This window comes from Salmonella sp. SA15303 (assembly GCF_029962125.1).
Lineage (GTDB): Bacteria > Pseudomonadota > Gammaproteobacteria > Enterobacterales > Enterobacteriaceae > Salmonella > Salmonella enterica.
The window spans coordinates 4,624,833-4,650,544 of sequence record NZ_CP123924.1 but is presented as its reverse complement, the minus strand read 5'-3'; the positions used below and the strand labels follow the sequence as shown (position 1 = coordinate 4,650,544).

Sequence of the window (25,712 nt, the reverse complement as noted above, 5' to 3'; positions counted from 1 at the left end):
TTGCTAGCCGGTATACCAGAGAACTTATTCCCCTTCCCCCGGGAACAGGAACGGGTTGATGGAACTGCGGGCGAAGCCCTCCTGTTCCATGCGCGCGTCCAGCACCAGCGAGGCGAGGTCGTCGGCCACTGCTTCTACTTTCGGGTCTTTTTCCTGATAGAGAATCTTCAGGTAAGTCCCGCAATCGCCGCAGCTTTCGGCTTTCACCGCAGCCTGCTCATTTTCCAGCGACCAGTAGTGTAAGTCGCGGCTCTGTTCGCAGTTACTGCATTTTACGCGCACGACATGCCATTCGGTTTCGCACAGGTTACAGTGCAGATAACGCAGCCCCTGCGTGGTGCCGATCTGCACCATGCTGGAGACCGGCATCGAACCGCACACCGGGCAATACTGGCGCGCTTCACCGTATTCCGCGCGGGCTTTGCCTGGAATCAAGCTGGCCATTTGCGCCCAGTAAAGGGAGAGCGCGGCCCAGATAAAGGGGGCTTTATCGCTGCTGACGGAGGCAAAATCCGAGGCAAACAGCGCGCTGGCCATCTGCTCCAGCTCCTGCTCTGAGGCTTTCTCCAGGTTCTCGATCACCGCCAGCGCGGGGCCGCTCATCTCGGGTTTTAGCTCGGCAATTAACGAATGCAGCAGTTTTTGCCAGTGCTTATCACGCGGCAGCACGTGGATATCCAGCGGCGGCTTGCCCTGGTCGTTCGCTTCTTTAATACGTGCGGTCAGATCCATCTCCAGCGGATGGTCGTACAGCACCACTTCCTGCGCGTGCGCGATAAGCGCGGCAAAGCGCAGGTAATCGCCCAGCGGGTTATTTTCAGCCAGCTCGCGCAGACGTTCGGCGCGGCGGTTGTAGACGTTTTTGAGTCGGGGGAACAATAACGGCGGAATCATATCCGCCGTACGTTTCTCGCTCGACCCCAGCTCATCTTGCGGGATTATGCGAATACTCATTCAGTTTCTTTTTCCGTTGTCTTGCGGACTTCTCGGTACCAGCGCGGGTGATGTTTCTTCGCCCACGACCGGGTTACCCAGCCTTCCACCATCGCGGTAATGGTGCCTTTCACCCAAAGGGCGGCGTAGATATGCACCATGATAACCACAATTAACGCTACTGCGGCAAAAGAATGCAACATTAACGCGAATCGGATCACCGGGATTGAGAAAGCAGGCGCAAAGTACGGACGCCAGATAATTACCCCGCTCACCAGCAGCAGCACCAGGAAGATAATCGCCGCCCAGAATACGCATTTCTGACCGAAGTTATAACGCCCGGTGTCACCCACTTCCTCGTTGACGACGATCTTACGAATATTCTTCGCCCAAAAGATATCATCCCGATTGATTAGATTGTGGTGCCAATAACGGAAAAACATGATGATGAACGAGGCAAACATAACCACGCCCACAAACGGGTGCAGAATTCGCGCCAGTTGCGGGGTGCCCAGGATATGCATCAACCAGTTGAAGGATGGGAATAAAAAGCCCAGCCCGCTCACCGCCGCCAGCACGAAGCAGAAAGCGACGATCCAGTGGTTGATGCGTTCCGGCGCCGTATAGCGCACGATGGTGTCACGTCGTTTCATTTGCGCACCTCGTCTTTCTCTTCATGCAGGTTGTCATCTTCCTCTTCCGCGCGGTTCGGGCCGACGCCGACATAGTGGAAGACGCTGGCGGCAAAGGTCGCGGCAAAACCGAACGCGGCGAGCGGTTTCCAGACGCCTTTCCAGAACTTAACGGTTTCGCTGATTTCCGGGTTTTCCGGCAGACCGTGATACAGATTCGGCTTGTCGGCATGATGCAGCACGTACATGACATGCGTACCGCCTACTCCCGCCGGATCGTACAGACCCGCGTTGTCATAACCACGGGTTTTTAGTTCCGCCACACGCTCGCCCGCCAGCGTTTTCATATCCTCTTTCGAGCCAAAATGAATGGCGCCGGTTGGACAGGTCTTCACGCAGGCCGGTTCTTGCCCGACGGTCACGCGGTCAACGCACAGCGTACATTTATAGACGCGGTTGTCTTCCGGGTTGAGGCGCGGCACGTTGAACGGGCAGCCAGCGATACAGTAGCCGCAGCCGATACACTGCTCGGACTGGAAGTCGACAATACCGTTAGCGTACTGAATGATCGCCCCTTCCGCCGGACAGGCCTTCAGGCAGCCTGGATCGGCGCAGTGCATACAGCCATCCTTACGGATCAGCCACTCCAGTTTGTCGTTCTGTTCCACTTCCGAGAAGCGCATCACCGTCCAGGATTTCGCGGTTAAGTCCGCCGGGTTGTCATACACCCCGACGTTATTGCCCACTTCATCACGGATGTCGTTCCACTCGGAGCACGCCACCTGACACGCTTTACAGCCGATACAGGTGGTGACGTCGATGAGTTTCGCCACCTCTTCCTGGTGGTCCCGCGCCTGGGGCGCGGGGGTGAAACCGTTAGTGGCGGAACGACGAATGATGTCTTGCGATTGATAAGCCATAGGTCGTCTCCGTTACACCTTTTCCACGTTCACAAGGAAGGATTTAAACTCCGGCGTTTGCGTGTTCGCATCACCGACGAAAGGCGTTAACGTATTGGCGATAAAGCCTTTTTTCGCCACGCCTTCGTAGCCCCAGTGAATAGGAATACCGATGGTATCGATATCCTTGCCGTCCGCTTTCAGCGTGCGAATACGCTTGGTCACCACCGCTTTGGCTTTGATATAGCCGCGGTTCGAGGAGACCTTCACGGTATCGCCATGCGCGATACCGAGCTTATTCGCCAGCTTCTCGCCAATTTCCACAAACTGTTCCGGCTGGGCGATAGCGTTAAGCAACGCGTGCTTGGTCCAGTAGTGGAAGTGCTCGGTCAGACGGTAAGTAGTTCCGACATACGGGAACTTATCCGCTTTACCCAGCGCGTCGGCATCGTCTTTAAAGATACGGGCGGCAGGGTTAGAGATAACGTTCGGGTGCAGCGGGTTAGTGCCCAGCGGCGTTTCAAACGGCTCGTAGTGTTCCGGGAACGGCCCTTCCGCCATCTTATCGATAGCAAACAGGCGACCCATCCCTTCCGGCTGCATGATAAACGGTCCGACGTCGCTGCCGGGCGCGGCGGCGCTGTAGTCCGGAATATCCCATCCGGCCCATTTTCCGCCTTCCCATTTCAGTAGCTGACGTTTCGGGTCCCAGGGATTACCCTGCGGATCGGCGGAGGCGCGGTTATAGAGGATGCGGCGGTTAAGCGGCCATGCCCATGCCCAGCCCAGCGTGTTGCCGAGACCAGACGGGTCGGCGTTATCACGACGCGCCATCATGTTGCCTTCCGGCGTCCAGCTACCGGCGAAAATCCAGCAGCCGCTGGACGTCGTACCGTCATCGCGCAGTTGCGCGAACGAACTGAGTTGTTGGCCTTTCTTCACCACCACCGCGCCGGTTGCCGGATCGATAAGATCGGCCAGCGCTTTACCGTTACTTTCCATCGCCACTTCTTCAGAGGCGGGTTCGTATGGTTTGGTGTAGTTCCAGGTCATATTCAGCACCTGTTCCGGGTTGGCGCCGCCCTGTTCAGAGTACATCTTACGCAGGCGTAAGAAGATACCGGCGAGGATTTCGCCGTCGGTCATGGCAATTCCCGGGGCGTCCGCGCCCTTCCAGTGCCACTGTAACCAACGACCGGAGTTAACGATGGAACCATTTTCCTCGGCAAAACAGGTGGAAGGCAGACGGAACACTTCGGTCTGGATTTTTGCGGGATCAACGTCGTTCGACTCACCGTGGTTTTGCCAGAAGGTGGACGTTTCGGTGTTGAGCGGATCGATAGTCACCAGGTACTTCAGTTTGGAAAGCGATGCGACCACTTTGTTTTTGTTCGGGAATGAGGCCACCGGGTTAAAGCCCTGGCAGATATAGCCGTTGACCTTGCCCTGTTTCATCATCTCGAAGTACTGCAGTACATCGTACCCTTTGTCCCACTTCGGTAGCCAGTCGAAGCCCCAGCTATTTTCCGCTGTCGCTTTATCACCAAAGAAGGCCTTCATCATCGAGACGAAGAATTTCGGATAGTTGCCCCAGTAGTTGACCTGATCCTTCAACAATGGCTTCGGCGTATTGGCAGCCAGATAGGTTTGCAGGTCGGTCTGTTTTTCGCTCGGCAGCGTCAGATAGCCCGGCAGACTTTGCGACAGCAGTCCTAAGTCGGTCAGTCCCTGAATGTTGGAGTGACCGCGCAGGGCGTTAACGCCGCCGCCCGCCATCCCCATGTTACCGAGCAGAAGCTGGATCATCGCCATAGTACGGATGTTCTGCGCACCGATGGAATGCTGCGTCCAGCCCAGCGCGTACAGGAACGACGCTGTTTTATCTTTTGCGCTGGTTTCTGCAATGTACTCGCACACTTTCAGGAAGTCCGCTTTCGGCGTACCGCAGATATTTTCTACCATGTCCGGCGTGTAGCGTGAGACATGCTGTTTCAACAGATTCCAGACACAGCGCGGGTGTTGCAGTGTCGTATCGTGTTTGGCAAAACCGTTTTCGTCCAGCTCATAGTGCCAACTGGTTTTATCGTACTGACGCTTGTCGGCGTCATAGCCAGTGAACAGACCATCATCGAAGCCAAAATCTTCACGCACGATCAGGCTGGCATTGGTATAGGCCTCGGTGTATTCACGGTTGTATTTTTCGTTGGTCAGCAGATACAGCATCACGCCTGACAAGAAGGCAATGTCAGTACCAGAGCGTATTGGCGCATAGAAATCGGCCACCGACGCGGTACGCGTAAAGCGCGGATCGATCACAATCAGCTTCGCGCCGTTGTGAATTTTGGCTTCCATCGCCCAGCGGAACCCGACCGGGTGAGCTTCTGCGGCGTTACCGCCCATCACCACGACGAGGTTGGCGTTCTTGATGTCGACCCAGTGGTTGGTCATCGCACCGCGACCAAATGTTGGAGCAAGACTTGCTACCGTTGGTCCGTGTCAGACACGCGCCTGGTTGTCGACCGCGAGCATACCCAGCGCGCGGGAGAATTTTTGCGTTAAATAACCCGTCTCGTTACTGGATGCGGAAGCGCACAGCATCCCGGTGGTGAGCCAGCGGTTAACGGTAACGCCTTCGGCGTTCTGCGCCTGATAGTTGGCGTCGCGATCTTCCTTCATCAGTTTAGCGATGCGGTCAAACGCTTCTTCCCAACTGATTTGTTGCCACTTATCTGAACCCGGCGCGCGGTATTGCGGGAATTTCAGGCGGCTTTCAGAGTGGATAAAGTCCACCAGACCGGCCCCTTTCGGGCACAGCGCGCCACGGCTTACCGGATGATCCGGGTCCCCTTCGATATGGAAAATAGATGCTTTGGCGTTTTTCGCACCGTCGCCGAGGCTGTACATCAACAGCCCGCAGCCAACGGAACAGTAGGTGCAGGTGTTACGGGTTTCGCGGGTGCGCAGCAGTTTATATTGCCGTGTTTCCGCTAGCGCTACGCCGGGCGCGAAGCCCAGTGCCGCCGCCGTGGTGCCTGCCATACCGCCAGCGCAGATCTTAAAGAACTGCCTTCTGCTGACCTGCATGGTTTGCTCCTTGTTTCGACATTGTCACTTCTCTTTCACATTTCTCTATCCGAAACGCTCAGGGAGTGGTTGTTATTTTTCTTTGCGGACGGGCCCGCAAAGGTTCAGAATTGGATAAATTTTCCTCCATCCGGGAGGAGTTGTAACAGAATACCATAATGTTGGTGTGTGTGTTCTTATATGGTTAAAAGAAAGTGAACAATATACTGTCTGAAGAAGTCCTAAATGTGACTGATTTCACAATCTCACGCCAGTTGACTCTCTGGAAACGCGAGGATTTGCAGTCCCCCCAACTTGATGATGTTGCCGAGGAAGTGCCAGTGGCACTGGTGTATAACGGCATTTCGCATGTCGTTATGATGGCCTCTCCGAAAGATCTGACGCATTTTGCAATGGGGTTTTCTCTGTCGGAAGGGATCATTGACAGCCCGCGTGAAATCTATGGCATGGACGTTGTACCGTCCTGTAACGGACTTGAAGTGCAGATTGATCTTTCCAGCCGTCGATTTATGGGGCTGAAAGCGCGTCGTCGCGCGCTGGCCGGACGTACCGGTTGCGGCGTATGTGGCGTGGAACAGCTCAATGACATCGGTAAGCCGGTGCAACCGCTGCCGTTTAGCCAAACGTTTAATCTCGGTAACCTTGATCGCGCGTTAAAACATCTGAATGATTTTCAACCGACGGGTAAGCTGACGGGTTGTACGCACGCTGCGGCATGGGTCATGCCGTCGGGTGAACTGGCGGGGGGCCATGAAGATGTCGGACGCCACGTTGCGCTGGATAAACTGCTCGGCCGCCGCGCTACGGAAGGTGAGGAATGGCGGCAAGGCGCGGCGCTGGTTTCCAGTCGCGCGAGTTACGAAATGGTGCAGAAGTCCGCGATGTGCGGCGTTGAAATTCTGTTTGCCGTCTCTGCCGCAACGACGCTGGCGGTCGAGGTGGCTGAACGCTGCAATCTGACGCTGGTGGGGTTCTGTAAGCCGGGTCGGGCGACGATTTATACCCATCCGCAGCGGTTAATCGCAGACTAAAATAGTACCCTCTACATTTGCGTAAAATATATATTTTCTCAATTTTACAGCCTCTCTTGATAACGGAATCACGTATAGTGGCGAGGCCATACAGGTTTTAATCGTTTTTATGCTGGACCGCAGCTTATTCCAGCCATTCACGAGGCGCTTGCTACCCGGTAATACTTCGAACGAAAAAAGCGCCCCTGGGGCGCTCTTTTGGCAGTCGCTAACGACTTATTTGCTCAGTTTAGCGGTTATATGCACGCGATTTGCAGCGTGAAAAGCTTAGAACTCACGCTCAAGATGATAGCCATTATAGGTGTCGATGAGTTCGTTATAAGCTTTAACCACAGCCTCATAAGAACCATCTACCATATCGCCGCTGCCGCTATTGAGGTAGTCCTGCTCATGCGAGGTATACGCCACGTTATCGCGCACGCGCCGAATGCGTTTTTTCACCTTGCCCTGGAATTTTTCCAGCTCAGAAATAAAGCCAGGGAAGCTACGATGTTTATCTATATCAACGTTGATCTTCTCGTTTAGCTTCTGAGTATGCTCTTCAAAATCAGCGAGCTGTTTGCTTACTGCCGCCACATCAAAAGAATCATCAGCTACAGCGTCATTAAGCGTCTCGGCTTCCTGCATCGTCAAAAGCGTATAGTACTTAATGGATTTACCTTCTTTCTTCTCGGTCGCCTTAATTTCATTAGCCGCATGCTGCCCACTCATAATGGTAATCTCGGCGATATATTTCTTCGCAATGGGATCAAACTCATCGAACTGTTTTATAAACGTTTTATGGAACGCTTTAGCGCCAGCAAAGGCATCATCCTTGAAGTTATCTTGATCATAGTATTTATTCATACTATTGATTGTTTCAGCTAGTGGCCCAGCCGCATTAATAAATGCCAGAGCAGCACTATCCAGAGAGGCAAACGCCGGCTTTAATTCAGCCGCCGCCTTGATGTCTTTCCGGCAGTCCTGGATAAATGCAGGATACACAGGAACCAGCGGAGAGGGATCGTCTTCCTTACCGGTAGGGCCGGTGCGGAAATCGTCGAATGTGTTAGCATAACGATTTACAGCACGGTAAATATCTGCCTGGAGATTATTATAACAATCAATGTAAACATTCAGCTTTTGGTTAAGAACATCGTTCGCATCTGCGCTTTCCGCTGATGTGGGTTGTGTATTGCTCGCTGATGAGTCCGCACTCTGAGCTACAGGTTGTTCGTCCGCTTTTTTTTCATCACAAGCGCTTAGCCCGGCAGTCATCAGCATAGCGATAATAATTGATGATAACAAATCCTTTTTCATTAGAATAACCTATAAATAATATCATTGAAATTTACAGATTCATTTTAATGAAAAAAAACAGGTATGTGATTTATTCAACACAAAAAATACTTAATGCATATTTCATTATAATTAACATTATCAATATCAATGTGTTCGTTAAAATAAGAGAACCCCAACGTAAATATACAAAAGGCAATTAAATGAAAAGGAATTTATTATCCTCAGCGATAATCATTGCGCTAATGACCCTGGGCGCAACAGGATGTGATGACAATAATGTTAAAACCGAGGCGACGCCGGCCGCCAGCAGTCAGCCTGCGACGCCAGCGCCTTCTCAGACGCCGGAAACGCAATCTGGCGAAAGTCCAGCGCAGCCCTCAGCAGCGAAGCCAGAAACGGCAACTCAGCCCCCGGTGGCGAAACCAGAAACGCCAGCTCAGCCGGAGGTTGACGCTGAAGAAGTTTATAGTGAAAAAATGGATGTCTATATCGATTGTTTTAATAAACTTCAATTGCCCGTTCAGCACAGTCTGGCGCGTTACGCGGATTGGGTGAAAGACTTTAAAAAAGGTCCGACAGGGAAAGAGAGCCTGGTTTATGGCATTTATGGTATTACGGAGTCTTACATAACGAATTGCCAGAAAGAGATGAAACAGGTGGCCGCCTTAACGCCATTACTTGAGCCTATTGATGGCGTTGCCGTTAGCTATATTGATAGCGCCGCCGCGCTGGGTAATACCATTAACGAAATGGAAAAATATTATACCCAGGAAAACTATAAAGATGATGCCGGTGATGCTGCCAACTTACTGATTTAGTGTATGATGGTGTTTTTGAGGTGCTCCAGTGGCTTCTGTTTCTATCAGCTGTCCCTCCTGTTCAGCTACTGACGGGGTGGTGCGTAACGGCAAAAGCACTGCCGGACATCAGCGCTATCTCTGCTCTCACTGCCGTAAAACATGGCAACTGCAGTTCACTTACACCGCTTCTCAACCCGGTACGCACCAGAAAATCATTGATATGGCCATGAATGGCGTTGGATGCCGGGCAACCGCCCGCATTATGGGCGTTGGCCTCAACACGATTTTCCGCCATTTAAAAAACTCAGGCCGCAGTCGGTAACCTCGCGCATACAGCCGGGCAGTGACGTCATCGTCTGCGCGGAAATGGACGAACAGTGGGGATACGTCGGGGCTAAATCGCGCCAGCGCTGGCTGTTTTACGCGTATGACAGGCTCCGGAAGACGGTTGTTGCGCACGTATTCGGTGAACGCACGATGGCGACGCTGGGGCGTCTTATGAGCCTGCTGTCACCCTTTGACGTGGTGATATGGATGACGGATGGCTGGCCGCTGTATGAATCCCGCCTGAAGGGAAAGCTGCACGTAATCAGCAAGCGATATACGCAGCGAATTGAGCGGCATAACCTGAATCTGAGGCAGCACCTGGCACGGCTGGGACGGAAGTCGCTGTCGTTCTCAAAATCGGTGGAGCTGCATGACAAAGTCATCGGGCATTATCTGAACATAAAACACTATCAATAAGTTGGAGTCATTACCGATGATGCCTTTGCTAAAGGTAAGGCGCTGCATCAGACATTACTGAAGAATATCGAGGATTTTAAACCCGTCTCGGAAAAATATCATGAGGCTATTCAGGAAATAAATGACAGGCGGCAATTGACACAGTTGAAGAGAATAGAAGAAGCGGAAGGCAAAACATTTAACTATTATTCTCTGGCTGTCATGATTTCGGCAAAGCAGATCAACAAGGTTATTTCTGCCGATACCTTTGATGCCGAAGCGATGATGAAAAAAGTCGCGGAACTGGAAACAATGATTGCGCAATTGAAAGAAGTGAATACTGATGGCCGTAATTCTTCTTTCATCAGCTCTGCGGCTGATTATCAGCTACAAGCTAAAAAATATATTCGTCGCATCAGAGACAATGTTGAGTATTCTGATTTTGAAAAGAAACGGGTGCAGGACCCTGCAACAGGATGGATGGTTGCGGATTCTTATCCGGCGTCGTTGAGAAGTTATAACGAGATGGTGGATGATTATAACCGCCTGCGTTGAGTGACGGCACATTAACTGCGCACAGGCTGGCGCAAGTGCCTATAAAATTACGCGATAACGCCAATAAAAAGCGCCGATCAGGCGCTTTTTTCGTTCATGTATTCTTCATCAGGCAATATCCGTAAAAATAGCTGACGTAAACATTAACTAAAGAGAGTTATTAGAAAAACCAGTAATCTGAAGCTATCACAAGATGTTGACGTCACGCTGGAAGGTACTGGTAGTGTCATTGAGGATCGGCATTTATATGGAAAGCATTTATCCCCCTGATGCGAAAATTCTGAGCTACTTCAGCATAGGGCGGCCCAGCCTTCATCACTTATAGGGTGTCACGTCCAACTGTTCTGTAAGACGTTAATTAATACCTGCCAGCCGCAACAGTGCTGTCACTACCGCAGCGGCGATAATCACCACAATAAGCGGCATTTTACGCCAGGCTAAAAATACGGCGAAGCCAACCCCAAGAACGCGCGCCATTCCGGCAAAATGTTCGCCTTCGTAAAAGGTGGTCGCCAGCGCGACGGAGAATAGCAGCACCGTTGCCGCATCCGAGAGCAGCGCCTGTGAACGCTCAGACAGCGCCAGACGGCTGCCAAGTTTCGCGCCGCCGAGGCGCATCAAATAGGTTCCCGCAGACAAAAGAGCAATACCGATAATAAATAGCGTCATATTGCCCATTATTTTTTCCTCGCCAGTAGGCCAAGCAGCGAAAGCAACACCGGCAATCCGGCAGCCACAAAAGGAACGGCGGCAAGCGACAGCGCGGCGCCGCTGCAACCACGAATCAATGTGGTGCGGTTTTTAAACGCCGGGATCACCAGCGCCAGTAAGATTGCCGGGAATACGGCATCCAGACCGATGGTTTCTGGGGCCGGAAGCAGTTTGCCGACACCAGCGCCAATCAGTGTGCCAATCGGCCAGAATAGGGCGACGCCCAGACCGCATAGCCAGTAGGCGGCTTTACGTTGTTCGGGTGTTTTTTGCGACAGGCCGAACACCACGCTCTCATCATTCATAATATGGCAGCCGAAAAAGCTGGCGGCGCGGGTGCCAACCAAATCGCGCACCGTTACGCCAAACGGCACGTGGCGCGCATTCACCAGCAGTCCTGCCGCCGCCGCCGCTAACGGATTGCCGCCGCTGGCAACAATGCCGATAAACATAAATTCGGACGCGCCCGCCAGCACAAAAATAGAGAGGACAAACGGCACCCACAGTGGGAAACCGTAGGCCATCGCCAGTGAGCCATAGGACATGCCGACGACGCCCACGGCCAGGCACACTAAAAATATCGCTTTTATCGTGTCTCCCTTGAGACAGGAAAAATAGTGTTTCATCTTCTTTAGTCATATCGAACGAATTTTCATTATAATGAACGGAACAGATTTGCTTTACAAGACGAACATTTCGTTCGTTATAGTGAACGTTGGATGCTTTATGACACAACCTATTAGCGTCATTGCCAGAAGTCTGGTACGCGAACGCCAGCGAACCGGACTGTCGCTGGCGGAGATTGCGCGGCGCGCAGGCATCGCTAAATCTACGCTTTCACAACTGGAAGCAGGGAACGGCAACCCCAGCCTGGAGACGTTATGGTCGCTATGCGTCGCGCTCGACATTCCCTTTGCCAGGCTGCTGGAGCCGCAGGTACAAAAAACGCAGGTGATTCGCCGCGGAGAAGGCACCAAAGTGGTGGCGGAGCAGGCGCATTATCAGGCGATATTACTGGCGGCGTGTCCGCCCGGCGCGCGGCGTGATATCTATCTGCTGTTGACGCAGCCGGGGGCCGACCGGATCTCTCATCCGCATCCGCCGGGGTCGGTGGAGCATATTATTGTTACGCAGGGAAAAGCCCTCGTCGGCTTAACCGAGGCGCCGGAAGAGCTGGCGGAGGGCGATTACATTTGTTATCCCGGCGACCAGGCGCATATCTTTAAAGCGCTGGAACCGGATACTCAGGCTATCCTGGTAGCGGAGCAGAATTGAAATTGCCGGATGGCGGCGTAACCGCCTTATCCGGCCGACAAAAAATAAAACCGTAGGCCCGGTAAGCTTGCGCCATCGGGCACACGACTTACTGCAGATAGAACACCTCTTTTAGCTCTGCGCTGACCGGGCTGTTATCCGGATTCGCGGGCATAACGTCACGCATATGTTTCCACCAACGCTGGCAAACGTCGGTGCTGGCAACGGCGTTCCAGCGCTCCTCGGATTCAATCTCAACGGTGGCGAACAGCAGATTGCGCTCCTGATCGAGATAAATCGCGTAGTGATGCGCGCCGTGAGATTTTAATACGGCTTCCAGCTCCGGCCAGATTGGGTTATGACGACGCTGATACTCCTCGTGCGCGTCGGCATTTACCTGCATCACAAAGGCTTTGCGGATCATAACGCCTCCAGGTACAGCCCGCGAACTTCATCGCGGCTGGCGGTGCGCGGGTTACACGGCGCGCACGGGTCGGCGAGGGCTTTATCCAGCCAGCCTTCGATATCTTCTTTTGTGACGCCCAGCTTGCTGAAACCTTCTGGAATGCCGACGCGTTTGCTCAGCGTACGGATAGCGTTAATCGCTTCCTGACTTGCGGCTTCGTCAGACATACCGCGCGTCTCTACGCCCATCGCCTGTGCGATACGGGCAAAACGCGCGACGGCGTTCGGACGGTTAAAGTTCTCGACAATTGGCAGCAGGATAGCGTTGCAGACGCCGTGCGGCAGGTTGTGAGTTGCGCCCGGCTGGTGCGCCAGCGCGTGAACCAGCCCCAAACCGGCGCTGTTGAACGCCATACCCGCCAGGTACTGGCCGAATGCCATTTGCTCACGGGCTTCGAGGTTATGGCCATCGTCAACCGCTTTCGGTAGCCACAAATTGATTAAGCGAATCGCTTCCAGCGCGTTAGCGTCGGTAAGCGGATGCGCGCCAACGGAGACATAGGCTTCCACCGCATGGGTCAGGGCATCCATGCCGGTTGCGGCGGTCACAGACGCCGGGATTTCCAGCATGACGCTGGCGTCATCCACGGCAATATCCGGGATGATATTCGGGTCGATGATCACCTCTTTGACCTTACGGGCAGAGTCGATAATCACCGCGTTGCTGGTCATCTCGGCCGCGGTACCTGCCGTAGTATTAATCGCTACCAGCGGTACGCCGGCGTTTTTCACTTTGCCGACGCCGGAGTAGGCGGTGGAAGGGCCAGGGTTGGCGGTGAGGATTTTCACCGCTTTTGCGGTATCGATCGGGCTGCCGCCGCCGAAGGCGATAATGTAGTCACATTCTGCGCTCTGATACGCCGCAAAACCTTTCTGCACCAGCTCTTCTGTCGGGTTTGGGAACACCTCATCAAACAGGTGGTAAGACATTTGATGTTCATCCAGTGCGCTAAACAGGCTATCCAGCAGGCCCAGCTTTACCAGTTGACCATCGGTAACGATCAGCGCTTTGCCCCATTGCTTATTCGCCACGAGGTTCACCATATCGGCAATCGCTCCAGCGCCATGCAGGCTAATTTTTGGCAGTGCCAACATAAAGCTCATCACTATTCTCCTTAAAAAAATTCCCTGTTGCCCGATGGCGCTACGCTTATCGGGCCTACGGTAAAATGCGCACCGTCCTGTAGGCCGGATAAGGCAAAGCCGCATCCGGCGTTGAGTTGGGAGGTATCAGTACAGCGCTACGGCGCTGGCCAGCGGTGTCACACCAAAACGTTTGCCGAGTGCGACCAGTTCTTCGCGCGTGATGGTCTGCTTCATACCGCCCATCGAATAGATTTTGACTAATACCTCAGCGGATTTCTCTGCGGTATCTATCAAACCGAAGGTTTCATCCAGCGTAGGTCCGCTTCCGAACACGCCGTGGAACGGCCACAGTACCAGCGAATGTTTCTGCATTTCTTGCGCGGTAGCCTGGCCGATTTCATCGGTGCCTGGCACCATCCACGGCAGAATGCCGACACCGTCCGGGAATACCACCAGGCATTCGGTGCTGCCTTCCCACAGTTTGCGGGTGATCAGCGCAGTGTTGTTTTCCAGTACGTAGGTGAGGGCGATCAGGTTAGTCGCATGGCAATGCATAATGACGCGGTCTTTGCCGTGGGTGGCTTTGATGCGTTCGCAGTGGGAGAGGAAATGCGCCGGGAGTTCAGAGGTGGGTACCGCGTCGTGGGTTAAGCCCCACAGAATGTGGTAGCCTGCGCCGTCACTGTCGATTTTGACCACGCCTAAATTGGCTGCCGGATCGAGCTGCACGTTGCGGAAGAATTTGCCGGAACCGGTAACGATAAACGGCGTATTCGCCAGCAGCGGCATGGGTTGACTTAGCGCGATGTAGCGCGGTTTTTCGTGGAAATTAGCTGCAAACGGTGCGATATCGGCTTCATCCAGACGCAGCGTCAGGTTACCGCCATTACGTTCGTCCCACCCTTTCAGCCACGCATCAGACGTGGCTTTAATCATGCCCTGGACGAACCAGGAATCGGTAATATTTTGCATGTTCGTGTTCCCATTTATTGCCCGAAGGTTATTCGGGTCTTACGTAGGCCGGATAAGCGCAGCGCCATCCGGCAATCGTGTTTCATTTATTGCCGGATGGCGACGCGGGCGTCTTATCCGGCCTACAGATCAGGTGTCGCTGTCAGCTACGTTTGCTCAGGATCTCTTTTTCATAGACGCGAACGCTGTCCAGCCACTGGCTGCCAGCCGGCGTGTCGTGACGCTGGCAATACATTTCCCAGACGGCCTGCCACGGCAGAGATTTTTGCTCTTCCAGCAGCGCCAGACGCGCGGTGTAATCGCCGCTGGCCTCAAGCTGACGCAGTTGATCTGTGGGTTCCAGCAGAGCGCGCAGCAGCGCTTTTTTCATGTTGCGGGTACCGATAACCCACGCGGCGACACGGTTGATAGAGGCGTCGAAGAAATCCAGACCGATATGCACACGGTCGAACAGGTTATGACGGACGATTTCGCTGGCAATTGCCTGGGTTTCATCGTCCAGGAGTACCACGTGGTCGCTATCCCAGCGTACCGGGCGGCTGACGTGCAGCAGCAGCCGTGGCACATAGAGCATGGCGGCGGAAATTTTGTCGGAAATCACTTCAGTGGGATGGAAGTGGCCCGCATCCAGGCACAGCGCGGTCTGACGGCTGGTGGCGTAGCCCATGTAGAACTCATTGGAGCCGACGGTGTAGCTTTCCGCGCCGATGCCAAACAGTTTGCTCTCAACGGCGTCGATGTGGTGCGCCGGGTCGAATTTCTCGCTAATGACCTCATCCAGCGCTTCCAGCAGGCGCTGGCGCGGGGCTAAACGGTCGACGGTAATGTCTTTCATGCCGTCCGGAATCCAGATGTTCATCACCGACGGCGTACCGAGCTGCTCACCAAAGTATGCCGAGACGCGGCGGCTGGCTTTGCAGTGATCGATCCAGAACTGGCGAATTTTCGCGTCTGGATGAGAGAGGGTAAAACCGTCAGCGCTCAGTGGATGAGAAAAACAGGTGGGGTTGAAATCCAGCCCCAGCCGGTTCGCTTTCGCCCACTCCACCCAGTTTTTAAAATGCTCCGGTTTGATCTGGTCGCGAGCAACCGGCGTATCCGACTCAAGGTAAATGGCGTGTAGGTTCAGCCGTTTTGGGCCTGGGATCAGACGCAGCGCCTGTTCCAGATCGGCGCGCAGTTCGGTGGCGTTACGCGCTTTGCCCGGATAGTTGCCGGTCGATTGAATTCCGCCCGTCAGCGAACCTTCCGGGTTCTCGAATCCGGCAACATCGTCGCCCTGCCAGCAGTGCATGGAAACCGGCAGGCGATCGAGCTGGCGCAGCGCCTCCTCGACATCAATACCTACTGCGGCGAAACGTTGTTTTGCCAGTTCCCAGGCTTGTTCCAGTTGAGTGGTCATGCGCAAAGCTCCTTTGTCTGTCGTTTGGGTTGAAACTGCGCAACGTGGCGGGCAATTTCACTATCAGGATTAGGGATATAGGTTGTCAGGTCGTAGTTAGCGCTGACGACCTGACGGAAGTCATCGACGTTGTTTAATTCGTCGAGGGTCATAAGCTGAATACCAATATTGCCAAGGGTGGAGGCTTCAACCGGCCCGGCCATCACGCGAATGCCACATGCATCGGCGCACAACTGGTTGAGTAGCGAGTTTTGGCATCCGCCGCCGACAATATGCAGTTGGGTAAATTTTTCGCCGCGCAGATTTGCCTGTTCGTGCAGAATGTCGGCATACAACAGCGCCAGACTGTCGAAAATGCAGCGCGCCAGTTCGGCATCGCTGACGGGAACGGGCTGGTCGGTCTCGCGACAGGCTGCCTGGATTTCAGCGCGCATATCGTCAGGATTGATAAAGCGATCGTCATTCGGGTTAATCAGGAAACGGCAGGCCGGCAGCGCTTCTGTTTGGGCGATAAGCGCAGGCAGATCGGTAATGCGCCGTTCTTTCAGCACACGCTGGAGCAGCCACAAACCCATAATGTTTTTCAGTACCCGATAACGCCCTTCCGCGCCGCCTTCGTTGGTGATATTGGCGGCCAGCGCCTCATCAGTGGTGTAGGGCATTTTGCTTTCAAAACCCATCAATGACCAGGTGCCTGAAGACAGGTAAGCGCTATGTTTATTTGCCAGCGGAGAGGCAATAACGGCGCTGGCGGTATCGTGGCTGGCGACGGCTACCACCGGAATACGGTTGCCCTGCGGGCAAATCCAGTCGCCGATAACATTGCCAGGGTGCGAGGGGCGACCGAACCAGCTCTTTTTCGCGCCAGTCCACGCCAGCAGGGTATCGTCCCAGTCATCGGTATTGATATTGACCAACTGGGTGGTCGTGGCGTTGGTGTATTCCCAGTTCATTTCACCGGTCAGGCGGTAGCTGAAATAATCGGGCATCAGCAGCGCATGAGCGACCTGCGCCGTTAACTCAGGCTGTTGTTTCGTCAGCGCGCGTAGCTGATAGATGGTGTTAAACGGCAGAAACTGAATCCCGCTGCGGCGATAGATTTCGCTTTTGCCGATCTGGACCAGCGCTTGCGGCATGATGCCCGTGGTACGGTTATCGCGGTAGGAGACCGGCAGGCCGACACGCTGACCTTGTTTATCCAGCAGGACATAATCGACGCCCCAGGTGTCGATGCCGATGCTGTCGATAAGAATGCCTTCATTGCAGACTTTCTTCAGACCAAGACGGATATCCTTTTCCAGACTGTCGATGTCCCAGGTGTCAAACCCGTCTGTTTTTTGTAGGCAGTTCACAAAACGGTGAATTTCACGTAGCGTCAGGGTACGGTGTTTGCTGTCGTAACGCGCCAGCATCACGCGCCCGCTGGATGCGCCGAGATCAACCGCGACACAATGGCGAAAAGTCATAATCAGGTCCTTCTTAGAGTCATTGCGCACAGTCTAAAAAAGCCCTCAAAGACCTACCTTCTCGTTACTGACAGGAAAATGAGCCGCTGGCAACAAGGCAAAGATGAACGTGATAGCGTTCACAGTTTCTACTAATAGGCCGGTGTGATGTCGTCCGCATTTCCCGCTTTTTCCCGCCTTTTCTTGAAAAAAAGACCATGTTTGCGCGCTTTAGCGTCAAAAATTTAAGGTGAGGCCGATAACCCTTAATTACTATTCGGACATGTTGAATTCAGGAGGAAGCAACCATGACCGTACTGCATAGCGTGGATTTTTTTCCATCAGGTAAAGCGCCCGTGGCGATTGAACCTCGTCTGCCGCAAGCCGCTTTCCCTGAACATCATCATGATTTTCATGAAATCGTGATTGTGGAACACGGTACGGGCATTCATGTATTCAACGGGCAGCCGTATACCATCAGCGGCGGTACCGTGTGTTTTGTTCGCGATCACGACCGGCATTTATATGAACATACCGACAACCTATGCCTGACGAATGTACTGTGGCGTTCACCGGACGCCTTCCAGTTCCTGGCGGGGTTGGATCAATTGCTGCCGCAGGAGCAGGATGGTTACTATCCTTCTCACTGGCGGGTGAATCAGAGTGTGTTGCAGCAGGTGCGCCAGTTGGTCGGTCTGATGGAGCGCGCCGGAGACGGCATGGATGCGCCTGCCGTGGCGAATCGCGAAATTTTGTTTATGCAACTACTGGTGTTGTTACGCCGCAGTAGCCTGATGGAAGGCGCGACCAATAACGACGCCAAACTCAACCAACTGATGGCATGGCTGGAAGACCATTTTGCGGAGGAGGTCTGCTGGGAGGCGGTAGCTGAACAGTTTTCGCTGTCGCTACGCACGCTGCATCGTCAGCTTAAACAGCATACCGGGCTGACGCCGCAACGTTACCTTAATCGCCTGCGTTTGATCAAAGCCCGGCATTTATTGCGCCATAGCGATCATAGCGTGACAGAAATCGCGTACCGCTGCGGTTTTGGCGACAGTAACCACTTTTCGACTCTGTTTCGCCGAGAATTTAACTGGTCGCCGCGGGATATCCGTCAGGGACGCGATGCGATAATCCAGTAACGCGAACGCTATCAACGTTTTCGTCGCCAATATGCTGATAATTATACCCTTTAATACCGGATGGCGGCTGCGCCTTACCTGGCCTACGGCGGCGAGCGGTAGACAGAATAAGCGTAGCGCCATCCGGCAAGCATTCAACATGAGGTGCTGCGGTGGCAAATCAGTTAATCCTTTTGAAAAAAGATTTTTTTACTGATGAGCAGCAGGCCGTTACGGTTGCCGATCGCTATCCACAGGATGTTTTTGCGGAACATACGCATGAGTTTTGTGAACTGGTGATGGTCTGGCGGGGCAATGGCCTACACGTTCTTAATGAGCGCCCATACAGAATTACCCGCGGCGATCTGTTTTACATTCGTGCTGAAGACAAACACTCCTATACTTCCGTTAACGATCTGGTGCTGCAAAATATTATTTACTGCCCGGAGCGTTTGAAACTCAATGTAAACTGGCAGGCGATGATTCCCGGCTTTCAGGGAGCGCAGTGGCATCCTCACTGGCGGCTGGGCAGTATGGGAATGAATCAGGCGCGGCAGGTCATTAACCAGCTTGAACATGAGAGTAATGGACGCGATCCGCTGGCGAATGAGATGGCGGAATTGCTGTTTGGTCAACTGGTGATGACGTTAAAACGGCATCGCTACGCGACCGACGATCTTCCGGCAACCTCCCGAGAAACCCTGTTGGATAAATTAATTACCGCTTTGGCTAATAGCCTTGAGTGTCCCTTTGCGCTGGATGCGTTTTGCCAGCAGGAACAATGCAGCGAACGGGTGCTGCGGCAGCAGTTTCGCGCCCAAACCGGGATGACGATTAATCAATATTTACGCCAGGTCCGTATTTGCCACGCGCAGTATCTGCTTCAGCATAGCCCGCTGATGATTAGCGAGATTTCGATGCAGTGCGGTTTTGAAGATAGTAATTATTTTTCAGTGGTGTTCACGCGGGAAACCGGGATGACGCCGAGCCAATGGCGTCATCTCAGTAATCAAAGCGATTAACTGGCCATGCCTAAACCGACAATATTCGCCGCGATAATAATTACCACGCAGCCGAGGCTTAATACAGCAACGGGACGGCGGCCAGCATTTTTCCACTCTTTTAGCACCAGACCGACAAGCCCCCCGCACAGCACATAGAAGCTCATGTGCAGCATCCAGCTCATGTAGTCATATTGCGCTGGAATGCGCGCGTGACCCCAGGCATAGAAAAAGAACTGCAAATACCACATCAGACCGCCAAGCGCGGACAGCAGAATATTGCTGATAATCAACGGTCTTGCCAGCGAGAAGTCGGCTTTTATCGACAGATTTTGTACTTTTGCCAGGCGGATAAAACAGAAACCGAGGTTCACCAGCGCGCCGCCGCCCATAATCACCACGTAACTCGGCAGCGCGACATAGAGCGGGTCAACGCCAAGCGCGGCAGCAGCTTCATGCATCGGTTTCGCGGCGTTCATGGCAAAAGACATTCCCGCCGAGAAAATACCGCACATCACTGCCAGCAGAAGCCCTTTCTTCAGATTGAACTCCTCCGCTTTAATGCCCATTTTGCGTTCTTTTAACTGTCCGGCGCGCGTCACAATCCCGACGCCGATCAGCGCGACAAAAACGCCAAGTAGCGTCATGCGTCCCCCTTCGGTATGAATTAACACATCGAAGTTACCGTTGATGATAGGCGTCATCAGCGTGCCGACGATAAGCGTAATGCCGATAGCGATGCCGATACCCATCGACATGCCGAGATAACGCATGGTCAGGCCGTAGTTAATATTGCCGATGCCCCACATGGCGCCGAACAGAAAAACCGGTAAAAGGGTGGAGAGGTTAAACTGCCCATAATAGGCCCAGAAATCAGGCAGTAACAGAGCGCTAATTGTCCACGGCAGAATAAGCCATGAGACGATGCCGCCCACTGACCACATGGTTTCCCATGACCACTGTTTCACTTGCTTGAACGGGGCATAGAAGCAGGCTGCACTGGCCGCCCCTATCAAATGCCAGAAAATACCCATCGTAATCGCGTTACTCATGACATGTTCCTCATTATTTTTTATGGACGGGATACCCCTTCCGTTTGCATGAGTTTAAAAATTACGCAGCCTGGTAACCTTATAACGATTGCCGCCGTTGGGTGTATTCTGGCAATCAGCACGTTAATGAAGTGATTAACTTCACGTTTTAAAAAAGTCGGAGCGCATCGTGACCGTCTGGATGTTATTTAAATCAGTGGGTAATATTTGTTTTCTAAAATACCTTCATCATAACGACACGAAACGACTTAGCTGGCAACAATGCAAAGAAAACGCTGCGTGAGGTCACATAATGGGAATAGTCTGACTTACCGTTTGATAAAAGGGTAGTTATACAGTAATTATTTGGTTGTTTTATTTGTATTTACAATTTAAATATATTGAAATTAACGTTAGGAATCAATTAAATATAAATATAAGGAAATCCCTATATTGGCGTTGTTGATGGTGTTTTGATTTTTATTTTATATGACGAATATGAATTTCATTTATTTTATTTTGCTTTTTGAACATTATCCCAATTTTAAATTAAAGATCTTTGTCTATATTGTCGCCATTCACATTGCGTATTATGGTTGTAACGGTCTGACATGAAACAACGTTTTAATTTTAAATTAAATGGATTCTGTTATGAGAAAATCTCTTTTCTTACTATTACCTCTTGTTGTAACAAATGCGCATGCAGTATATGTCGATGTTCGTCATGAATATCTTGATGACAGTAAAGCTAACTATGACCGTGCGTATATTTCTCATCGGTTTGCGAATGGTGTTGGTTTTGCGATAGAAGCTATCTCAAAATCAGGCGGGGATGACACCAATAAAGCGTTTAATGACCTAGAAACACAGGGCAACGAATATACGATAAGCTACCAATTTAAAACCGGTGATGTCGCCTGGCAACCGGGTTTCGTGCTGGAAACAGGCAACGGTTACTCTACCTATAAGCCTTACTTCCGCGCGACGTGGACATTAAATGAAAGCTGGTGGGTTGGCGCGCGCTATCGTTTTGAATATGTACGCCGTTCTTCTGATATCCGTGATGATGATACCATCAATCGTATGGATGTCTGGGCGGGTTATAAATGGAACAACTTTGACTGGACAATCGAAGGAATTTATAAGAAAGCCGATAAATATGATCTTTACGATGGCGGCAAAGATAACTATGAATATAACTTCAGAACTGCCTATATTATTGACCAATGGTCGCCATTCGTTGAGGTAGGTAATGTTTCCGTCAATAGCAACAGCGATGAAAGACAAACCCGTTTCCGCGTGGGTATAGGCTACACATTCTAATCATTATCCCTGTTTATTATTTATTCCCTTTTCCGGCTACTTTATAGGTAGCCGGTTTTTTTTACCTGGTGATGACCTGCGGATAATTATTATCGCGCGTTGGCCGGATAAGACGCGAATCGCCATCCGGCAACGAGATGTGCAGGAAACTATGCGCTTACATGATGCCCAGTAGACGGGGTAAGAACAGTGTGATTTCCGGAATGTAGGTAATTAATAACAGAACGCCGATAATCGCGCCGTAAAAAGGCAGCAACGGTTTAATCACTTCCTCAACTTTGACCTTACCGACGCTCGCCCCGACATATAAACCACTGCCAACTGGCGGCGTAATGGTGCCAATCGCCAGGTTATAGATCATGATAATGCCGAAATGCACCGGATCGACGCCCAGTTTAGCCATGATTGGCAGCAGAATCGGGGTAAAAATCAGAATGGCCGGACCAATATCCATAAATGCGCCGATAATCAACAAAAAGACGGTAATGACTAACAGGATAACCAGTTTATTGGCGGAAATACCGAGGATCATATCGCTCAGCGCCGCAGGAATATTGGTGATCGACATCGAGAAGGACATCGCCGAAGAGGTTGCCAGCAGGAACATGATGACCCCGGTCATTACCACTGTCTGGAGCAAAATCGAAGGCAAATCCTTAATTTTCAGCGTGCGGTAAAACACCATCGTCAGCAATAACGTATACACCACGGCAATCGCGGAGGCTTCAATGGCGGTGAAAATCCCCTGCACAATGCCGCCGACAATAATCACGATCAGCAGCAGGCTGGGAATGGCCTCAACGGCAACTTTTAGCGCCATACCTTTTTGGACGGTGAAGAAAACCCGATAATTTCGACGCTTAGCGACCACCAGCGTGACCAGCATACAGCCAACGCCCCACAGCACTCCCGCGACCAGACCGCCGGCGAACAGAGCGGCAATCGATGTTCCCCCGCTTGCCAGCGCGTAAAGGATAAAAGCCGTGGTGGGCGGAATTAACATTCCCGTCGGCGCGGAGGCGATATTCACCGCGGCCGCAAAGCCGCGATCGTAACCTTCGCGCGCGCTCATCGGCACCATCACGCCGCCGATGGAGGTTGAGGCGGCAATCGCCGATCCGGAAATTGCACCGAACATCATATTGCCGACGATGTTGGTATAAGAGAGCGAGCCGGGCAGTTTGCCAGTAAACAGTTTGGCAAAATTGACCAGCCGGGCGGCAATTCCCCCGCTATTCATGATCACCCCGGACAAAACGAAGAACGGCACGGCCAGCAAGGCAAAACTGTCCAGGCTGGAGAACATTTTTTGCGCGGTGGCGAACATCGAAATATCGAAAGGCAGTACCAGCATCATGGTGCTGAAAGAGGCGATAACGATGCAGATCCCGATAGGCGCGCCCATGGCCAGTAAAACAACAAAGACGGCAATTAGCGTACAGGACGCAAAAATAGGGTCAATCATGTGATTTCTCCAGAGTGTGCTCAGTGGTATCCGTGGCGGAATGGATAGCTTTCAGGGCGTCAACGATATTCAGCAGCCCATAGAGGATGATCAGTACGCCCGCGCAGGGGAGCGCGTAATAAATTTTTCCCATCGGAATGCCCAGCGCAGGAGAGATTTGCAGCATAGAAATCGCAGAAATCTTTAAGCCGCCGATAATCAATACCCAAATGGAAAACGCGATAAAAATGACCTGCAGGATAATATCCCACCAGCCGCGAATCGTCGGCGACACCTTATCCAGTAAGAGAGTCAGGCTAATATGCTGTTTCTGACCGGCGACAAAAGCCATGCCCAGCATTGATACCCACACCAGGAGAAATCGCAGCATCTCTTCGGTAAGGGTGCTGGGAACGCCCAGAATGTAGCGGCTCACCACCTGCCAGCAGGCGATGCCAACCATTATCGCCAGCACCAGGCAACAGATAGCGCCCAGCAATAAATCAAGTCCTTTTCTGAATGTGTTCATCTTAATTTCCTGATTAGATTAATTTTTTGCTGTCTGGATACGTTGATACAGCCCGTAAAGCCGCGGTTTGTTTTTCAGACCGTCGTAAATAGGCTGTACTGCCTCCTGGAAGGGTTTTTTGTCGATCTCGTAGAATTCAACGTTGAAATCTTTTACCGCCGCCAGCCTGGTTTTCTCTATTTCCTTGTCCCATGCGGCTTTCTCAAATTCGATCGACGCCTTGATGGCGGCTTCGACGATGCGCTGCTGTTCCGGCGTCAGCTTTTCCAGCGTGAGGGTACTCATTAGCAGGATATCGGGAATGCGGGTGTGCATATCGTAGGTGTAATAACGGGCGACTTCGCCGTGGCGGGCGATGGTGAGAGCGAACTCATTGTTTTCCGCGCCGTCGAGAATGCCTTGTTGTAATGAGGTATAGACCTCCGCCTGGCTCATGGCGATAGGCGAAGCGCCCAGCAGTTTGAGGGTTTGGATCGCCGTCTCACTCTGCATGACGCGGATCTTTTTCCCGCGTAAATCCTCAATGCGTTTAATCGGCGCTTTGCTCATATAAAAATTACGCGCGCCGGAATCATACCAGCCTACGCCGATAAACCCCTGCGCGGCGGTGGACTGATAAACAGGCTCCATCACCTGCGGGTTATCCATTACGCGGTAGTATTCCTCGACGGTGGCAAACAGGTAGGGAAGTGAGAACACGCCGTACTCAGGCGAAAAACTCTCCATCAGCCCGGACGACACTTTAGTGATGTCGACGACGCCGACCTGCGTCAACTCCACCAGTTCGCGCTCGCCGCCAAGCTGTCCGTCCGGGAAGTACTGTACTTTGATATCGCCGCCCGTTTTCTCTTCCACTTGCTGCCCCAGGAAGTGCAACGCATCTTTTACCGGCTGGCTATTTTCAGCGTAGGCCAGGCGCAAAATGGTTTCGCCGTGGGAGAAGAAAGAGAGTGTGGAGAGTAAGGCCAACGTAGCCAGACGTATAAAACCAGGTTGCTTCATGATTCCCTCGCAATTGTAATAATTTACCGGGAATGTAATTGCAGTGTGAAATTATAACCTTCTTGATTTTGCCACCGCTGACAAAATTTGGCACCAAAAGAAAGATTTTGAAACCCTGTTTCACATTTCATGATTTCCAGGAATTCATCAACAGGCGGTTTCGGTTGGAGGCGTAAAAAACGGTTTTTTTCAGCGGATGCCGTAACGTTTATAACCCTGGAAAAAGTACGGCATTGATAATCATTTTCAATATCATTTAATTAACTATAATGAACCAACTGCTTACGCGGCGTTAACACTGTGCCGCTCGACAATAATGGAGATGATTATGAGTTATACACTGCCATCCCTGCCGTACGCTTATGATGCACTGGAACCGCACTTCGATAAGCAGACGATGGAGATTCACCACACCAAACACCATCAAACCTATGTCAACAACGCTAACGCGGCGCTGGAAAACCTGCCTGAGTTTGCCAGCCTGCCGGTTGAAGAACTGATTACTAAACTGGACCAGGTGCCAGCGGACAAAAAAACTGTGCTGCGTAACAACGCGGGCGGCCATGCTAACCACAGCCTGTTCTGGAAAGGGCTGAAAAAAGGCACCACTCTGCAGGGCGATCTGAAAGCGGCTATCGAGCGTGACTTCGGTTCCGTTGACAACTTCAAAGCTGAATTCGAAAAAGCAGCAGCAACCCGTTTCGGCTCCGGCTGGGCGTGGCTGGTGCTGAAAGGCGACAAACTGGCTGTGGTTTCTACCGCAAACCAGGATTCCCCGCTGATGGGTGAAGCCATTTCCGGCGCTTCCGGCTTCCCGATCCTGGGCCTGGACGTGTGGGAACACGCTTACTACCTGAAATTCCAGAACCGCCGCCCGGACTACATCAAAGAGTTCTGGAACGTGGTGAACTGGGACGAAGCAGCAGCGCGTTTCGCCGCTAAAAAATAATTTGCATTGCACGTCTGTAGAAGCGAGTCTGATGAC

General features: G+C 52.3%; 23 protein-coding genes and 2 pseudogenes. 9 read left to right on the top strand and 16 right to left on the bottom strand.

What is annotated here, in order from left to right; all coding sequences use genetic code 11:
- Positions 1-24 precede the first annotated feature (24 nt).
- From fdhE to fdnG, 4 genes are read right to left on the bottom strand one after another with little or no spacing between them, the layout of a single operon-like run.
- Positions 25-954 (bottom strand): formate dehydrogenase accessory protein FdhE, encoded by a 930-nt coding sequence (gene fdhE, locus QEN31_RS22680; protein ID WP_000027730.1) that lies wholly within the window; start codon positions 952-954, stop codon positions 25-27.
- Positions 951-1,586 carry a formate dehydrogenase cytochrome b556 subunit gene (gene fdoI, locus QEN31_RS22675; RefSeq protein ID WP_000829025.1) on the bottom strand — a complete coding sequence of 212 codons (636 nt, stop codon included), beginning with the start codon at positions 1,584-1,586 and terminating at the stop codon, positions 951-953. Before fdoI ends, fdhE begins: the two co-directional genes overlap by 4 nt.
- Positions 1,583-2,485, bottom strand: coding sequence for a formate dehydrogenase subunit beta (gene fdxH, locus QEN31_RS22670; RefSeq protein WP_000331361.1), 903 nt, complete (start codon positions 2,483-2,485; stop codon positions 1,583-1,585). Before fdxH ends, fdoI begins: the two co-directional genes overlap by 4 nt.
- A gap of 12 nt (positions 2,486-2,497) precedes the next feature.
- Positions 2,498-5,548, bottom strand: coding sequence for a formate dehydrogenase-N subunit alpha (gene fdnG / locus QEN31_RS22665; protein WP_010989087.1), 3,051 nt, complete (start codon positions 5,546-5,548; stop codon positions 2,498-2,500).
- A 194-nt stretch (positions 5,549-5,742) separates the two neighbouring features.
- Here fdnG and fdhD point away from each other — a divergent pair, with 194 nt between their 5' ends.
- A complete protein-coding gene (gene fdhD / locus QEN31_RS22660; protein WP_099949738.1) occupies positions 5,743-6,579 on the top strand; it encodes a formate dehydrogenase accessory sulfurtransferase FdhD in 837 nt (278 codons plus the stop codon).
- Between the two features lie 267 nt (positions 6,580-6,846).
- Here fdhD and QEN31_RS22655 read toward each other — a convergent pair whose 3' ends face one another.
- Positions 6,847-7,878, bottom strand: a complete 1,032-nt coding sequence (locus QEN31_RS22655) for a YiiG family protein (RefSeq protein WP_000710966.1) — start codon at positions 7,876-7,878, stop codon at positions 6,847-6,849.
- A 182-nt stretch (positions 7,879-8,060) separates the two neighbouring features.
- Between QEN31_RS22655 and QEN31_RS22650 the strand changes: the two are divergent.
- The 3 genes and pseudogenes from QEN31_RS22650 to QEN31_RS22640 form a co-directional block, all read left to right on the top strand.
- A pseudogene (locus tag QEN31_RS22650) lies at positions 8,061-8,651 on the top strand (DUF3829 domain-containing protein); the annotation flags it as partial.
- A 55-nt stretch (positions 8,652-8,706) separates the two neighbouring features.
- A protein-coding gene (locus QEN31_RS22645; protein ID WP_095033700.1) for an IS1-like element IS1B family transposase occupies positions 8,707-9,404 on the top strand; the annotation gives its coding sequence in 2 pieces (ribosomal slippage) (positions 8,707-8,956 and positions 8,956-9,404; 699 coding nt in all).
- A gap of 15 nt (positions 9,405-9,419) precedes the next feature.
- Positions 9,420-9,938: pseudogene (locus QEN31_RS22640) on the top strand (DUF3829 domain-containing protein); the annotation flags it as partial.
- Positions 9,939-10,292: 354 nt separating this feature from the next.
- Here QEN31_RS22640 and QEN31_RS22635 read toward each other — a convergent pair.
- Positions 10,293-10,616, bottom strand: coding sequence for an AzlD domain-containing protein (locus tag QEN31_RS22635; protein WP_000527676.1), 324 nt, complete (start codon positions 10,614-10,616; stop codon positions 10,293-10,295).
- Positions 10,616-11,275: an AzlC family ABC transporter permease gene (locus QEN31_RS22630; protein WP_000683586.1), complete on the bottom strand. Its 660-nt coding sequence runs from the start codon at positions 11,273-11,275 to the stop codon at positions 10,616-10,618. Before QEN31_RS22630 ends, QEN31_RS22635 begins: the two co-directional genes overlap by 1 nt.
- A gap of 100 nt (positions 11,276-11,375) precedes the next feature.
- Between QEN31_RS22630 and QEN31_RS22625 the strand changes: the two genes are divergently transcribed.
- Positions 11,376-11,924 carry a helix-turn-helix domain-containing protein gene (locus QEN31_RS22625; RefSeq protein ID WP_001517951.1) on the top strand — a complete coding sequence of 183 codons (549 nt, stop codon included), beginning with the start codon at positions 11,376-11,378 and terminating at the stop codon, positions 11,922-11,924.
- An 88-nt stretch (positions 11,925-12,012) separates the two neighbouring features.
- On the opposite strand, the gene rhaM is transcribed toward QEN31_RS22625, so the two are convergent.
- The 5 genes from rhaM to rhaB form a co-directional block, all read right to left on the bottom strand.
- Positions 12,013-12,327: an L-rhamnose mutarotase gene (rhaM, locus tag QEN31_RS22620; RefSeq protein WP_000619478.1), complete on the bottom strand. Its 315-nt coding sequence runs from the start codon at positions 12,325-12,327 to the stop codon at positions 12,013-12,015.
- Complete coding sequence (gene fucO / locus QEN31_RS22615) at positions 12,324-13,472, bottom strand: lactaldehyde reductase (RefSeq protein ID WP_000009249.1); 1,149 nt, start codon at positions 13,470-13,472, stop codon at positions 12,324-12,326. Before fucO ends, rhaM begins: the two co-directional genes overlap by 4 nt.
- Before the next feature lie 126 nt (positions 13,473-13,598).
- The gene (rhaD, locus tag QEN31_RS22610) at positions 13,599-14,426 is read right to left on the bottom strand and encodes a rhamnulose-1-phosphate aldolase (protein WP_001179685.1); all 828 of its coding nucleotides are present in this window, start codon (positions 14,424-14,426) and stop codon (positions 13,599-13,601) included.
- A gap of 142 nt (positions 14,427-14,568) precedes the next feature.
- Complete coding sequence (gene rhaA / locus QEN31_RS22605) at positions 14,569-15,828, bottom strand: L-rhamnose isomerase (protein WP_000211470.1); 1,260 nt, start codon at positions 15,826-15,828, stop codon at positions 14,569-14,571.
- Positions 15,825-17,294 (bottom strand): rhamnulokinase, encoded by a 1,470-nt coding sequence (rhaB, locus tag QEN31_RS22600; RefSeq protein WP_000143970.1) that lies wholly within the window; start codon positions 17,292-17,294, stop codon positions 15,825-15,827. Before rhaB ends, rhaA begins: the two co-directional genes overlap by 4 nt.
- Before the next feature lie 287 nt (positions 17,295-17,581).
- Here rhaB and rhaS point away from each other — a divergent pair, with 287 nt between their 5' ends.
- Both rhaS and rhaR read left to right on the top strand, forming a co-directional pair.
- Positions 17,582-18,418, top strand: coding sequence for an HTH-type transcriptional activator RhaS (gene rhaS / locus QEN31_RS22595; RefSeq protein ID WP_000217112.1), 837 nt, complete (start codon positions 17,582-17,584; stop codon positions 18,416-18,418).
- 152 nt (positions 18,419-18,570) lie between these two features.
- Complete coding sequence (rhaR, locus tag QEN31_RS22590; protein WP_000013290.1) at positions 18,571-19,419, top strand: HTH-type transcriptional activator RhaR; 849 nt, start codon at positions 18,571-18,573, stop codon at positions 19,417-19,419.
- Here rhaR and rhaT read toward each other — a convergent pair.
- Positions 19,416-20,450 (bottom strand): L-rhamnose/proton symporter RhaT, encoded by a 1,035-nt coding sequence (gene rhaT / locus QEN31_RS22585; RefSeq protein ID WP_000063541.1) that lies wholly within the window; start codon positions 20,448-20,450, stop codon positions 19,416-19,418. The genes rhaR and rhaT overlap by 4 nt on opposite strands.
- A gap of 618 nt (positions 20,451-21,068) precedes the next feature.
- Between rhaT and QEN31_RS22580 the strand changes: the two genes are divergently transcribed.
- Positions 21,069-21,752, top strand: coding sequence for an oligogalacturonate-specific porin KdgM family protein (locus tag QEN31_RS22580; protein ID WP_000378721.1), 684 nt, complete (start codon positions 21,069-21,071; stop codon positions 21,750-21,752).
- A gap of 157 nt (positions 21,753-21,909) precedes the next feature.
- Here the strand turns inward: QEN31_RS22580 and QEN31_RS22575 are convergent, their stop codons facing one another.
- Genes QEN31_RS22575 through QEN31_RS22565 form a run of 3 tightly spaced genes read right to left on the bottom strand, consistent with a single transcriptional unit; the run spans position 21,910 to position 24,727 of the window.
- Entirely contained in the window at positions 21,910-23,217 is a 1,308-nt protein-coding gene (locus QEN31_RS22575) for a TRAP transporter large permease (protein WP_000566800.1), read from the bottom strand.
- On the bottom strand, positions 23,210-23,725 hold the full coding sequence (locus QEN31_RS22570) for a TRAP transporter small permease (protein ID WP_001091413.1): 516 nt from the start codon (positions 23,723-23,725) through the stop codon (positions 23,210-23,212). Before QEN31_RS22570 ends, QEN31_RS22575 begins: the two co-directional genes overlap by 8 nt.
- An 18-nt stretch (positions 23,726-23,743) precedes the next feature.
- On the bottom strand, positions 23,744-24,727 hold the full coding sequence (locus QEN31_RS22565) for a TRAP transporter substrate-binding protein (RefSeq protein WP_000812819.1): 984 nt from the start codon (positions 24,725-24,727) through the stop codon (positions 23,744-23,746).
- A gap of 328 nt (positions 24,728-25,055) precedes the next feature.
- Here QEN31_RS22565 and sodA point away from each other — a divergent pair, with 328 nt between their 5' ends.
- Positions 25,056-25,676 carry a superoxide dismutase [Mn] gene (gene sodA, locus QEN31_RS22560; protein ID WP_000122635.1) on the top strand — a complete coding sequence of 207 codons (621 nt, stop codon included), beginning with the start codon at positions 25,056-25,058 and terminating at the stop codon, positions 25,674-25,676.
- Positions 25,677-25,712: the final 36 nt, after the last annotated feature.